Raw genomic sequence first — 12,781 nt, forward strand, 5'->3', positions numbered from 1 at the left:
GCACGAACCGCGCGGACCGGGCGCCACCCAACAGGGCGCCCACCCGACCGGCCGACCTCGGCCGGTCCGCCTCAGGCCGTCGTACCGGAACCCCCGGAACACCTGCGACCCGGTACCACCCTGAACCCCCCGGATGCGGCGCGCCCCGCTCCGGTTCGGTACCGGGATCGGCACTTCACCCGCCGTACACCCGACTCCCCCTGGAATGTGGGTTTCCGCGAGCACTCTGCCCGCGTGAGACGCATCCTGGGAATCGTCCTGGCCGTCCTGCTCCTCGGCGGCGTGGCCGCCGTCCTCGTGACGGGCGGCGACAAGGACACAGACACGGCAACGAAGACCGTGCGAGGAGTCATCGGGTCGGAGAAGGCCGAGTTCTTCACCGACCCCCAAGTGGTGAAGACCCTGGCCGACAAGGGCTTCACCGTGGGCACCGAGACCTCCGGGTCCTGGGACATGGAGGAACTGCCCCTCGACGGCTACGACTTCGCCTTCCCCTCCTCCAAGGGGCCGGCCGACGAGCTGCGCGCCAAGGCCGCGGCCAAGGCCAAGGACAAGGCGGCCACGGCGCCGCTGCGGCCCTTCTACTCGCCGCTCGTCGTCGTCGCGCACAGCGCCGCCGCCCGGGTCCTCGCCGACAACGGCCTGGCGACCCTCGGCCCGCGCGGGACGAGCGGCACCCTGAAGATGGACGCCTACCTGGCCGCGGCCCGGGCCGACCGGACCTGGCAGCAGCTCAAGGGCTCGGCCGGCCACGCCGAACTGAGCGGCACCCTCTTCATCGCCTCCACCGACCCGGTCGCCTCCAACTCCGGCGCCCTCTACCTCGCCGCCGCGAGCTACGTCGCGGACGGCGGACGGGTCGCGGGCGACAAGGCCGCCGTCACCCGCACCGCGCCCCTACTGCGCAAGCTGGTCCAGGTGCAGGGCGCCCAGCAGACCTCGTCGGACGGCCCCTTCAGGGACTTCGTCAGCGGCGTCGGCAACCCGCTCGTCCTCGTGTACGAGTCCCAGGTCGCCGCCCAGCTGCTCGCGGGCCGCCCCATGGGCGACCTCGTCGTCCTCTACCCGGACACCACGGTCAACAGCGACCACACGCTCGTCCCGCTCACCGAGAACGGCCGAGCGCTCGGTGAACTCCTCTCCACCGACCCCGAGTTGCGCAGGCTCGCGGTCCGCCACGGCTTCCGGCCGCAGGGCGCGGCGAGCGAGTTCACCACCGCCACGAACGGCCACTCCGCATACCTCAACCAGACACTGAGCGGAGTCCGCCAGGCGCCCGTGCCCACCAGCGTGGTGCTGCACGAGATGGCGCTGCGGGCCCGCGACCAGGGGGACACCGCATGACCACACCCGAGGACCCGAGAAGGACGATGGCCCTGACCCCGCCCGAGCAGGACGCCCCGCTCGTCCTCACACCGCCCGAGCCCGTGCCCGTCGTCCGTGCCGAGCAGGCCTCCGGCCTCGTGCCGCTCGACGAGTCCGTCGTCACGGAGATGTCCCGCCGGGCCGCCGAGTACGTCGGCTCGCTGTCCGGACTCGACCCGCGCTCCCCCGAGTTCGCGGGCCGCATCGGCGAGATCGCGGCGCTCGGCGCCGGCGAGATGCGCTCCGCCGCCCAGCAGTCCAACCGGATGCTGGACCGCACGGTCCGCTCGCTCGGCCAGGGCGGCGGGGACGCCCAGGCCCGGGTCGGCACCTCCCTCGTCGAACTCCGCCGCACAGTGGAGGACTTGGATCCCCGGGACGCTCCCGGCAAGGGCGCCCGCCGCCTCCTCGCCAAGCTGCCCGGCGGGAACAGGTTCCGCGACCACGTCGCCAAGTACGCCTCCTCGCAGGCCACTCTGAACCGCATCGTCGGGTCGCTCCGCGGCGGCCAGGACGAACTGCGCCGCGACAACGCTGCGTTGCAGACCGAGCGGGGCCGGCTGTGGGAGACCATGGGCAAGCTCCAGGAGTACGCGGTGCTCACCGAGGCCCTCGACGGCGCGGTGGAGGAGCGCATCGCCCTCACCCCGGACCCGGCCCAGGCGGACGCGCTCCGCGCCGACGTCCTCTTCCCTGTCCGGCAGAAGCACCAGGACCTGCTCACCCAACTCGCCGTCTGCGCCCAGGGATACCTGGCGATGGACGTGGTCCGCCGCAACAACGACGAGCTGATCAAGGGCGTGGACCGGGCGGCGACGACCACCCTGTCGGCACTGCGGATCGCGGTGATGCTCGCCTCCGCGCTCGAGAACCAGCGCAAGGTGACCGAGCAGGTGAACGTACTGCGGTCGACGACCGAGGACCTGATCCGGGGCAACGCCGAGATGCTGGCCACCCAGGCCGGCGAGATCCAGCGGATCGCCGCCGACCCGGCGGTGGGCGCGGAGACGCTGCGCACCGCGTTCCAGCAGATCTACCGGACGCTCGACGCCATCGACACCTACAAGGTCCAGGCGACGGAGTCCATGGCGGCGACGGTCGAGTCCCTGACGGCCGAGCTCCAGGAGGCCAGTGCCCACCTGTCCCGCAGCCGCCGCACCGGCGCGCTGGAAGGCGGCCCGGCATGACGCACCCCGCCCGCCCCCGCTTCCCGGCCCGGACGCGCTCCGTCCGCCCCCGCGTCCTGGCCCGGACGATCGCCGGCCTCGCCCTCGCCGTGCTCGTGACGGCGACCGGCAGCTCCTGCTCCACCGCCGACGACAGCACCGCCGACGGCCAGGGCGGCCCCGTCGACCGGCACGGCCAGGACTACGCGCCCGGCACCCTCCGGGTCCTCGCCTCCTCCGAACTGGCCGACATGGAGCCGGTGCTCGAAGAGGCCCGCAAGGCGACCGGGATCACCGTCCGCCCCACCTACGCGGGGACCCTGGACGCCGTCGGCCGGATCGCGTCCGGCGAGGCGGACAAATCGTTCGACGCGGTGTGGCTCTCCTCCAACGACTACCTCAGGCTCCGACCGGACACCGCGGGGAAGATCACCGGCGAGACGCCGGTGATGGCCTCGCCGGTGGCGCTCGGCGTCCGACCCGCCGCCGTCGCGCGGCTCGGCTGGGATCCGGCGAAGGTCACCTGGTCGCAGCTGCACGAGGCGGTCGCCGACGGGAAGCTGACGTACGGGATGACGGACCCGAAGCGCTCCAACTCCGGCTTCTCCGCGCTCGTCTCGGTCGCGTCGGGCCTGTCCGGCGCCCAGTCGGCCCTCACCCAGCAGGACGTCACCAAGGCCACGCCCCGCCTGAAGGGGTTCTTCGCGGGCCAGAAGCTGACCTCGGGCTCCTCCGGCTGGCTGGCCGCGGCGTACGCCCGCCGCACCGACGTCGACGCGCTCGTCAACTACGAGTCGGTCCTGCTCTCCGCGCCCGGGAAGCTGACCGTCATCCGGCCGTCCGACGGGGTCGTCACCGCCGACTACCCGCTCACCCTGCTGACCTCGGCCCGCCCCGAGGCGAAGGACGCCGCCGGGCGGCTCACGGCCTACCTGCGCACCCCGGCCGCCCAGCGGCGGATCACGGAGACGACCCTGCGCCGCCCGGTCGTCGCCGGGGTCGAGCCGGCGGCCGCGCTCGCCCGGGACCAGCGGCGCGAGCTGCCGTTCCCCGGCAGCCGGGCGGTCGCCGACGGCCTCCTCGACGCGTACGACAACACCCTGCGCAGGCCCTCCCGCACGGTGTACGTCCTCGACACGTCGGGCTCCATGAGCGGCGAGCGGCTCGACCGGCTGAAGGCGGCGCTCGCCGAGCTGACCGGCGACTTCCGGGACCGCGAGGAGGTCACCCTGATGCCCTTCGGCTCGACCGTGAAGCAGGACGAGGTCCGTACGCACACGGTCGACCCGGCCTCGCCGAAGGCCGCACTCGACGCCATCAGGTCCGACGCCCGCGGCCTCACGGCCTCCGGCGGCACCGCGATCTACTCCAGCGTCCGGGAGGCGTACCGCTTCCTGGGCGAGGCCCCCGCCGACACCTTCACCTCGGTCGTCCTCATGACGGACGGCGAGAACACCGACGGCGACCCGGCCGCCGCCTTCGAGACCTTCTACCGCTCCCTCCCGGCCGAGCAGCGGCGCACCCCGGTCTTCCCGATCCTCTTCGGGGACTCCGACCGCGACGAGCTCGGTCACCTCGCCGACCTGACGGGCGGGAAGCTCTTCGACGCCACCCAGGGGTCGCTGGACGGCGCCTTCGAGGAGATCCGTGGCTACCAGTAACCGCCTCCTGCGGTACGCCGAGTCCCGCAAGAACCTGACCGGCTGCGCCTGCGGCCTGGCCGGTCTCGTGCTCGCCCTCACCGGTGCGGCGGGCCCGCTGTGGCCGGTCGTCGTCGCGGCCCTGTACGGGGCGGGGGCGCTGATCGCACCGCCCGAACGCCCCGACACCCCGGACTTCCCCAGCGCGGACGAGCAACTGGACGCCCTGCGGGAGGACTTCGCGACCCTGCGCGGCTATCTGGCCGAGGTGGAGCTGCCGTCGGCCGTACGCGAGCGGGTCGCCGAACTGGAGGACCTCCTGGAGGCGTTGCTCGCGCCGGGCTGGGTGAGCGACCCGGAGCAGCTGCACGTGCTGGCCCGCGCGGTCCGCCAGGACGTCCCGGAGGCCGTCGACACCTTCGTGCGGACCCGGTGGTGGTCCCGTGTCACCCCGGGCGCGGAGCCGCCGGAACGGCACCTGGAGCGCCAGCTGTCGGCGCTGCGCGACGAGGCGTCGGTGATCGCCGACGAGTTGCACGAGGCGGAGGCGCTGCGCCAGCAGACGCACACGCGCTACCTGGAGGAGAGAAATCGCTGATCGGCGACACCAAGATCGATTATGTTCCGAGCATGACATTCGCTCAGCGCCCCACGTCCCGCCGCACCGTCCTCACCGCGCTCGCCGCGGCCGCCACCGCCGGCGCCCCGGTCCTCGGCCAGCTCGCCGCCGCGGCCCCGGCGTTCGCCGAGGACCTGGAGTACCCCTCGAACACCGCGCTGTACAAGGACCCGGCCCTGGTCGAGGGCACCGCGTACGGCCGCCGCTTCAAGAGACACGAGAAGATCGACGCCGACCTGGGCGCCAAGGCCGCGTTCCCGCGCACGGCGGTCCTCGCGCTGCACGGCGGCGGCATCGAGATCGGCACGAGCGAACTCGCCCTGGGCATCGCCGGCTACAACCCGGGCGACATCACGCCGACCTCCGCCCCGATCCTGCCGACCACGCACGACTACTTCCTGTTCGAGGGCCTGCTCTCCTCGGGCAACAAGGCGCTGCACGTCACCTCGAAGAACTGCGACGACCACGTGGCGCTGTCGCTCGCCGCGAGCCACCTCAACGTGCTGTCGCTGCACGGCTGCCAGTACAACCAGCTGGGCATGCCGGAGACGATGGTCTGGCCGCCGAGCAGCGACCCCCGGCTCGCCGTCGTCGGCGGCCTCAACGCCGACTTCCGCGCGGCGCTGGTGTACGAGATCAACCGGGCCGGATTCCCGGCGGTCGACGCCTTCGACCCCAGGTACTCCGTCCGCCTGGAGGACTTCAACGGCAGCCACGTCACCAACCCGTGCAACCTCACGATGCTCCGCAAGGGCGCCCAGATCGAGATGACGACGGAGCTGCGCCAGAGCCTCTTCGGCGACTCCAGCTCCCGCTCGAAGCGCGCGTCGACCTGGAACCAGTCGAACGGACAGTTCGAGGCGTTCCGTGACGCCTGCCGCCGCGCCATCGCCACCGTCGAGGCCGACCAGCCGATCCTGTAGCCGGACATGCGCCGGCCCCCGGAGCCTGAGGGGGCTCCGGGGGCCGGTTGCGTCGTGATGGACCGTCGTGACCCCACTGGTCAGGGCGGTGTTTCGGGGCAGCCCACCACGAGTTCGGGAGGGACTAGCCGAGGCGCTCCACGAGCGCGTTGTACTGGTCCCACAGCTCCTTCGGCGTGTGGTCGCCGAAGGTGTTCAGGTGGTCGGGGACGAGGGCGGCCTCTTCGCGCCACACGTCGCGGTCGACCTTGAGGAGGAACTCCAGGTCCTCGGCCGGCAGGTCCAGGCCCTCGGTGTCGAGGGACTCCGGGGTCGGCAGGATGCCGATCGGGGTCTCGACGCCCTCGGCCTTGCCGTCGAGGCGCTCGACGATCCACTTCAGGACGCGGCTGTTCTCGCCGAAGCCGGGCCAGACGAACTTGCCGGCGTCGTTCTTGCGGAACCAGTTCACGTAGTAGATCTTCGGCAGCTTCGCGGCGTCGGCGTTCGCGCCCACCTTGACCCAGTGGGCCATGTAGTCGCCCATGTTGTAGCCGCAGAACGGCAGCATGGCGAACGGGTCGCGGCGCAGCTCGCCGACCTTGCCCTCGGCGGCGGCGGTCTTCTCGGAGGCGACGTTCGCACCGAGGAAGACGCCGTGGTTCCAGTCGAAGGACTCGGTGACCAGCGGGACGGCGGAGGCGCGGCGGCCGCCGAAGAGGATCGCGGAGATCGGGACGCCGTTGGTGTCCTCCCACTCCGGGGCGATCGTCGGGCACTGCGCGGCCGGCACGGTGAAGCGGGCGTTGGGGTGGGCGGCCGGGGTCTCGGACTCCGGCGTCCAGTCGTTGCCCTTCCAGTCGACGAGGTGCTTGGGCTGCTCCTCGGTCATGCCCTCCCACCACACGTCGCCGTCGTCGGTGAGCGCGACGTTGGTGAAGACCGAGTTGCCCCAGAGGGTCTTCATGGCGTTGGCGTTGGTGTGCTCGCCGGTGCCGGGCGCGACGCCGAAGAAGCCGGCCTCGGGGTTGATCGCGTAGAGGCGGCCGTCCTCGCCGAAGCGCATCCAGGCGATGTCGTCGCCGATGGTCTCGACGGTCCAGCCGGAGATCGTCGGCTCCAGCATGGCCAGGTTGGTCTTGCCGCAGGCCGACGGGAACGCGGCGGCGACGTACTTGGCCTCGCCCTGCGGCGGGGTCAGCTTGAGGATCAGCATGTGCTCGGCGAGCCAGCCCTCGTCACGCGCCATGACGGACGCGATGCGGAGCGCGTAGCACTTCTTGCCGAGCAGGGCGTTGCCGCCGTAGCCGGAGCCGTACGACCAGATCTCGCGGGTCTCGGGGAAGTGCGAGATGTACTTGGTGGAGTTGCAGGGCCACGGCACGTCCTCCTGGCCCTCCTCCAGGGGGGCGCCGAGGGTGTGGACGGCCTTGACGAAGAAGCCGTCGGTGCCCAGCTCGTCGAGGACGGCCTGGCCCATGCGGGTCATGGTGCGCATCGAGACGGCGACGTACGCGGAGTCGGTGATCTCGACGCCGATGGCGGAGAGCGGGGAGCCGACCGGGCCCATGCAGAAGGGCACGACGTACATGGTGCGGCCGCGCATGGAGCCGCGGAAGATGCCCTCGGAGCCCGCGAAGAGCTCCTTCATCTCGGCCGGGGCCTTCCAGTGGTTGGTCGGGCCCGCGTCCTCCTCCTTCTCGGAGCAGATGAAGGTCCGGTCCTCGACGCGCGCGACGTCGGTCGGGTCGGAGGCGGCGTAGTACGAGTTCGGGCGCTTGACCGGGTCGAGCTTCGTGAAGGTCCCCTTGGCGACGAGCTCCTCGCACAGGCGCTCGTACTCGGCCTCGGACCCGTCGCACCAGACGATGGCGTCCGGCTGGGTGATCTCGGCGATCTCGTTCACCCAGGAGACGAGCGCCTGGTGCTGGGTGGGGACGGTGGTGGGAGCCGCGTTGTCGCGCGCCACGATTGCTCCTTGTTGAGGGGTTTTTTAGGTGTCTGCCCCGTGGGGGCCGCGACCCGGATGCTTCGTAGCTGCTCATCCGGTGCCGACCGCACTCATTTGATCATCCGATGGATCCGCCCATATGTCCAGGGGGGTGCACACGTGAGCATCGCCACTCGTATCCGACACCTACGGGGGCGTAGGTACGATTCGTTTCCATGACTGCAGCCACGCCGGAAGTGACCCCGCTAGAGCGACCGACGTCGCTCCCGACGAAGCCCCGGCTCAGAGGATGGCTGCACGCGGGCATGTTCCCCGCCGTGATCGTCGCGGGCCTCGCCCTCGTCGCCCTCTCCGACTCGCCCCGCGCCCGGATCGCCTGCGGGATCTACGTCCTCACCGCCTGCCTGCTCTTCGGCATCAGCGCCCTCTACCACCGGGGGAACTGGGGACCGCGCGGCGAGGCCGTCCTCCGGCGCCTCGACCACGCCAACATCTTCCTGATCATCGCGGGCACCTACACCCCGCTCACCCTGCTGCTGCTCCCCGACTCCACGGCGAAGCCGCTCATGTGGGCGGTCTGGGCGGCGGCCGCGGCCGGCATCGCCTTCCGCGTCTTCTGGGTCGGCGCGCCCCGCTGGCTGTACACGCCCTGCTACATCGCGATGGGCTGGGCCGCGGTCTTCTTCCTGCCCGACTTCATGCGTGCGGGCGGCATCGCCGTCCTCGTCCTCGTCATCGTCGGCGGACTGCTCTACAGCGCGGGCGGCGTCATCTACGGCATGAAGCGCCCGAACCCGTCCCCGCGCTGGTTCGGCTTCCACGAGGTCTTCCACTCGCTGACCCTCGCGGCCTTCATCGTCCACTACGTCGGCATCTCGCTGGTCGCCTACCAGCACTCCTGACCGGGGACAATGCCGTCCATGGCCGCCGAACCCAGCCCTCTCCCGAGCCTCCGCGAACGCAAGAAGGCGAAGACCCGCGCGGCGATCCGGAAGGCCACCTACCGGCTCGCCGCCGAGCAGGGCTGGGACGCCGCCACCCTCGACCGGATCGCCGAGGCCGCCGAGGTCTCCGTCTCCACCGTCGTGCGCTACTTCCCGGTCCGCGAGGACATCGTCCTCACCGACGAGAACGACGCCGTCATGGAGGCCCGGCTCCGCGCCCGCCCGGCCGGCGAGGAGCCCCTGGAATCCCTCCGCGCCGTCGTCCTCGAAGCCGTCCGCACCGCGTTCGCGGAGGACCCCGAGGCGGCCCGGCTGCGCGCCCGGCTGATGGTGGAGATCCCGTCCGTACGCGCCCGGCTCACCGAGACCACCGCCGCGACCGGCCGCCGCCTCGCCCGCGCCGTCGCCGAGCGGACCGGCCGGGACGCCGACGACCTGGAGGTACGGATCTTCACGGCGGCGGCCCTCGGCGCGCTGCGCGAGGCGGCCGTCTACTGGGCCGAGCGCGACCGCGCCGACGACCTGCCGGCCCTCCTGAACCGCACGGTCGACACCCTCAGGAGCGGCCTGACGGCGCCCCCAGGGCGCGCCTGACGATCCGCGCCGACTCCGGATTGTCCGCGCACCCCCACACTCCGTGCGGACAGTAGTCGGTGACCGTCTGGTAGACCGGCCGGTGCGCCGCGAACCAGTCGAGCATCCCCCGGACGTACACCGGGTTGTCCCCGTTCCGGAAGAGCCCCCACTCCGGGTACGAGACCGGCTTCCCGTGCGCCGCCGCGAACCGCACGTGGTGCTCGAGCCCGTACTCCTCGGTCACCTGCTCCTCGAAGGACACCCCCGCCGGCTGGTCGTAGGCGTCCATGCCGATGATGTCGACGACGTCGTCCCCGGGGTAGCAGCGCGGCCACGCCACGGCGTCGAGCCCCCGGCTCGGGGTGAAGTCGAACCGGAACCGCTGCCCCGGCACCCCCCGCAGCGCCCCCACCACCCGCCGCCAGTACGCCTTCCAGGCCGTCGGGTCGGGCCCGCAGCGATGGCTGTACGTGGTGCCGTTCATCTCCCAGCCCAGGACCAGGACCGCGTCCCGGAGGCCGTGCTCCACGAGCCGCTCCCCCAGCACGCGGAAGTGCCCGTCGAAGTCGCCCGCGGCGCCGCGCCGCAGTCCGGCCCGCACCTCGGCGTCCGGCAGCCCCGCCTCGTTGCGGTCGAGCAGCGGCACGTTCAGTACGAAGAGGCGCCCGGGCCGCTCCGCCTTCCAGCGCGCCCACGGCCCGAAGAGCGCCGGGTGCCCCTCGATGTTGGACCAGCGGTCGCCCGGCAGATACGTGTGCCCGACGCTCAGCGCGTCGCCGCCGAGCCAGGCCTGCACCCCGGCGATCCGCCGCACCCCGGCCTCGTCGGAGCCGGTGAAGAACCCGGACGGCACCCCCGGCAGCGGCTCGGGATCCGGCGCCGTCGCGGCCCGGCCGCCGGTGTACCGGTCCCCGGGCGCGAGCCGGTCGGGCACGAGCAGGAGCACGAGAAGGGCCGCGAGCAGCACGGTCGGTGCGGCCCGCGGCCAGGAGAGGAGGGGGTTCACGTCAGCTCGTCCAGAAGTCCCACCACCGGGTCAGGATCAGCATCCCGATGATTCCGATGTGCAGGACGGGCGGGGCGAAGGCGAACTCGCCGAAGAAGGTCCGCAGCCCGGCCGGGGCGGGCAGGACGCCGTTGCGGACGTTCTGCGCGGTGACGTACCAGAACATGACGATGGTGGCGACCCACGCCAGGCAGCACCACAGGCAGAGCGCGTTGATCTCGTACAGCGACTGGTACATCAGCCAGCCGCAGAAGCCCACGCCGAACAGCATCCCGGCGTTCAGGCCGAGCCACAGCCGGCCCCGGTAGCGGGCCCCGGCGAGCAGCCCGGCCCCGACGGCGACGACGACGGCGTACGTGACGAGCCCGAGCATCGGGTTGGGGAAGCCGAAGACCGCCGCCTGCTCGCTCTTCATGACGTTGCCGCAGGAGACGACCGGGTTCAGGCTGCACCCGGGCTGGAAGCCGGGGTCCTCCAGGAGCTTGAACTTGTCGATCGTGATCACCCAGCCGGAGAGCACGCCCGCCGCCCCGGTGATCACCAGCATCCAGGCGAAGGCCCGGCTCGCGCCGTGCGTCGCCCCCGCGGTCTCCCGCGGGGCCTCCTCCTGCCGCTGCCCCGGCACCCCGCCCCGTACGTTGACCGTCGCCATGGCGCGACCCCCTTCCCGCTCAGCCCTGGAGGCGGCGGACCGGCATCAGGACGTGGGCGCTGTCCGCGAGCATCTCCTCGTCGGAGACGAAGGCCCGCAGCCGCGCCTCGTCGACCGGCCGGCCGGGGACCGCCTCGGGCCACGGGCGCACGGAGCAGATGAGGTAGACCTGTCCGCGCTCGCCGGCGGCCTTCTGCCACTCGTCGGGCACCGGGCACTGCACCTTCAGGAAGGGCATGTTGAGGACGGCCGAGCCGCCCTCGACGAGCAGCGTGGCGTTGATCCCGGCGTCCTTCTCCAGGTCGAAGAGCCGGTCGCCGACGGACAGGCCCATCGACTCCAGGGCCGCCTTCATCGCCTGCTGACCGGCCTCCGGCCCGTCCCGGCCGTCGCCGAGCGAGTACGCCATGAGGAACGGCGTGCCGGCCGAGTCGGCGGAGGGCTCGCTGGACCACGGAATCACCGTGAGAGTTCCCAGCGGAGAGGCGCTGCGCGCCGAGGAAACGACGTTGGAAGTGGTCATGAATCGGATGCTAGTGCTCCAACCACCCTTTCCCCGCGCCGTTTTCACTCGAACGGCCGACATTCACGCCGCTGGCATTTCCGCCGCAACGAACGCGGGTTTTCATCGTTGTGCCCTGAGGGCATTAGCCGACCACCAGGAGATCACTCATGATCGTCCCGCGCCGCGTCGCATTGCGGTCCCTCTTCGCTCTGGCCGTCACCGCTTTCACGGGCGGCGCCCTCGGCCGCATCGCGGCCCGCCCGCCGTCGGGCGCCCCGCGCGACCCGCACGCCTTCGACGAGATGTACGCCGGCCGCCGCCTGCTCGGCTTCACCGGCCCGGACGGCGGCCCCGTGGCGCTCGTCGACGGCCGGCCGCTGCACCTGATGCGCTGCGCCGACGGCGGTTACGTCACCCCGATCGACCACTACGAGTCCTGCCCTACGCCGCTGGAGGCCACCCGCGCGGCCGTGGACGAGCTGGGCACCTCCCGGCTCTCCCGGTTCGCCGGCGCCCACGGCGTCCACACCGACCCGACGGGAGGGAGCCCGCGTGGTGTACACGCGTAAGAACCAGCGCGACCTGACCGGCGCCGAGCGCCGGAAGTTCGTCGCCGCCGTCCTGGAGCTCAAGAGGACGGGTGTGTACGACGACTTCGTCCGCACCCACATCGACTACTACTCGGCCGACGGGGAGGGCCGGCTCCGGATCGCCCACATGACGCCGAGCTTCCTGCCCTGGCACCGCAGGTTCCTGCTGGAGTTCGAGCGGGCCCTGCGCCGCGTCGACCCGACGGTCTCCGTGCCGTACTGGGACTGGACCCGCGACAACAGCCCGGCGTCCTCGATCTGGGGCGAGGACTTCATGGGCGGCAACGGCCGCCGCGCCGACCTCCAGGTGATGACCGGCCCGTTCGCCCACTCCGGCGGACGGTGGAACATCACGTACGCCATGACCGAGACCCGGTTCCTGACCAGGGACTTCGGCCGCCCCCGCGACCCGATCCCCCTCCCGACGGCGGCACAGCTCGACGAGGTGATGCGGGAGCGGGTGTACGACGTGGCGCCCTGGAACTCGACGAGCGCCTCCGGCTTCCGCAACCGCCTGGAGGGCTGGGCGCCGGGCCGGGGCAACGAGCGGTTCCGGATCCACAACCGGGTGCACCGCTGGGTCGGCGGGCTGATGCTCGGCGGCGGCTCCGTGAACGACCCGGTCTTCTGGCTGCACCACTCGTTCGTCGACCTGGTCTGGTCGCGGTGGCAGCAGCGCAACCCCGGCGCCGCCTACCTGCCCGCGGAGCCGCCTCCGCTGGGCGACGCGCAGTACCGCAAGGTCGCGGCCCGCCACCAGCCGATGGCGCCCTGGGGCGTGACGCCGGCGGAGATGTTCGACCACAGCAGGATCTACCGCTACGCGTGAGCCCCTCCGTACGCACGTGTCCCCCCGGCCCGCTGG

13 protein-coding genes are annotated in these 12,781 nt (G+C 72.1%); 9 read left to right on the forward strand and 4 right to left on the reverse strand.

Annotated elements, in window-relative coordinates:
• Nucleotides 1–207: 207 nt before the first annotated feature.
• The 5 genes from ACFCY7_RS36820 to ACFCY7_RS36840 are packed head-to-tail and all read left to right on the forward strand — an operon-like array spanning nt 208 to nt 5,713.
• The gene (locus ACFCY7_RS36820) at nt 208–1,344 is read left to right on the forward strand and encodes a hypothetical protein (protein WP_376490437.1); all 1,137 of its coding nucleotides are present in this window, start codon (nt 208–210) and stop codon (nt 1,342–1,344) included.
• On the forward strand, nt 1,341–2,552 hold the full coding sequence (locus ACFCY7_RS36825; protein ID WP_376490438.1) for a toxic anion resistance protein: 1,212 nt from the start codon (nt 1,341–1,343) through the stop codon (nt 2,550–2,552). The genes ACFCY7_RS36820 and ACFCY7_RS36825 overlap by 4 nt, the downstream gene beginning before the upstream one ends.
• Nucleotides 2,549–4,192, forward strand: coding sequence for a substrate-binding domain-containing protein (locus tag ACFCY7_RS36830; RefSeq protein WP_376490439.1), 1,644 nt, complete (start codon nt 2,549–2,551; stop codon nt 4,190–4,192). The genes ACFCY7_RS36825 and ACFCY7_RS36830 overlap by 4 nt, the downstream gene beginning before the upstream one ends.
• The gene (locus ACFCY7_RS36835; protein ID WP_376490440.1) at nt 4,179–4,769 is read left to right on the forward strand and encodes a hypothetical protein; all 591 of its coding nucleotides are present in this window, start codon (nt 4,179–4,181) and stop codon (nt 4,767–4,769) included. Before ACFCY7_RS36830 ends, ACFCY7_RS36835 begins: the two co-directional genes overlap by 14 nt.
• Nucleotides 4,770–4,801: 32 nt before the next feature.
• Nucleotides 4,802–5,713, forward strand: coding sequence for a poly-gamma-glutamate hydrolase family protein (locus ACFCY7_RS36840; protein WP_376490441.1), 912 nt, complete (start codon nt 4,802–4,804; stop codon nt 5,711–5,713).
• A gap of 124 nt (nt 5,714–5,837) precedes the next feature.
• Here ACFCY7_RS36840 and ACFCY7_RS36845 read toward each other — a convergent pair whose 3' ends face one another.
• A complete protein-coding gene (locus ACFCY7_RS36845) occupies nt 5,838–7,661 on the reverse strand; it encodes a phosphoenolpyruvate carboxykinase (GTP) (protein ID WP_376490442.1) in 1,824 nt (607 codons plus the stop codon).
• A gap of 197 nt (nt 7,662–7,858) precedes the next feature.
• On the opposite strand from ACFCY7_RS36845, the gene ACFCY7_RS36850 reads away from it, so the two are divergent.
• Together ACFCY7_RS36850 and ACFCY7_RS36855 are read left to right on the forward strand one after the other, a co-directional pair.
• Nucleotides 7,859–8,545, forward strand: a complete 687-nt coding sequence (locus ACFCY7_RS36850; RefSeq protein ID WP_376490443.1) for a hemolysin III family protein — start codon at nt 7,859–7,861, stop codon at nt 8,543–8,545.
• A gap of 18 nt (nt 8,546–8,563) precedes the next feature.
• A complete protein-coding gene (locus tag ACFCY7_RS36855) occupies nt 8,564–9,181 on the forward strand; it encodes a TetR family transcriptional regulator (protein WP_376490444.1) in 618 nt (205 codons plus the stop codon).
• Here ACFCY7_RS36855 and ACFCY7_RS36860 read toward each other — a convergent pair.
• From ACFCY7_RS36860 to ACFCY7_RS36870, 3 genes are read right to left on the reverse strand one after another with little or no spacing between them, the layout of a single operon-like run.
• Complete coding sequence (locus ACFCY7_RS36860; RefSeq protein WP_376490445.1) at nt 9,144–10,169, reverse strand: glycoside hydrolase family 26 protein; 1,026 nt, start codon at nt 10,167–10,169, stop codon at nt 9,144–9,146. The two genes, ACFCY7_RS36855 and ACFCY7_RS36860, sit on opposite strands and share 38 nt — an antisense overlap.
• A 1-nt stretch (nt 10,170) precedes the next feature.
• Entirely contained in the window at nt 10,171–10,821 is a 651-nt protein-coding gene (locus tag ACFCY7_RS36865; protein ID WP_376490446.1) for a vitamin K epoxide reductase family protein, read from the reverse strand.
• 19 nt (nt 10,822–10,840) lie between these two features.
• Nucleotides 10,841–11,344 carry a DUF5949 family protein gene (locus tag ACFCY7_RS36870; RefSeq protein WP_376490447.1) on the reverse strand — a complete coding sequence of 168 codons (504 nt, stop codon included), beginning with the start codon at nt 11,342–11,344 and terminating at the stop codon, nt 10,841–10,843.
• Nucleotides 11,345–11,493: 149 nt separating this feature from the next.
• Between ACFCY7_RS36870 and ACFCY7_RS36875 the strand changes: the two genes are divergently transcribed.
• Nucleotides 11,494–11,895 (forward strand): tyrosinase family oxidase copper chaperone, encoded by a 402-nt coding sequence (locus ACFCY7_RS36875; protein ID WP_376490448.1) that lies wholly within the window; start codon nt 11,494–11,496, stop codon nt 11,893–11,895.
• On the forward strand, nt 11,879–12,745 hold the full coding sequence (locus tag ACFCY7_RS36880) for a tyrosinase family protein (RefSeq protein WP_376490449.1): 867 nt from the start codon (nt 11,879–11,881) through the stop codon (nt 12,743–12,745). The genes ACFCY7_RS36875 and ACFCY7_RS36880 overlap by 17 nt, the downstream gene beginning before the upstream one ends.
• Nucleotides 12,746–12,781 lie beyond the last annotated feature (36 nt).

The sequence above is a fragment of the Streptomyces sp. NPDC056361 genome, assembly GCF_042262805.1.
Lineage (GTDB): Bacteria > Actinomycetota > Actinomycetes > Streptomycetales > Streptomycetaceae > Streptomyces.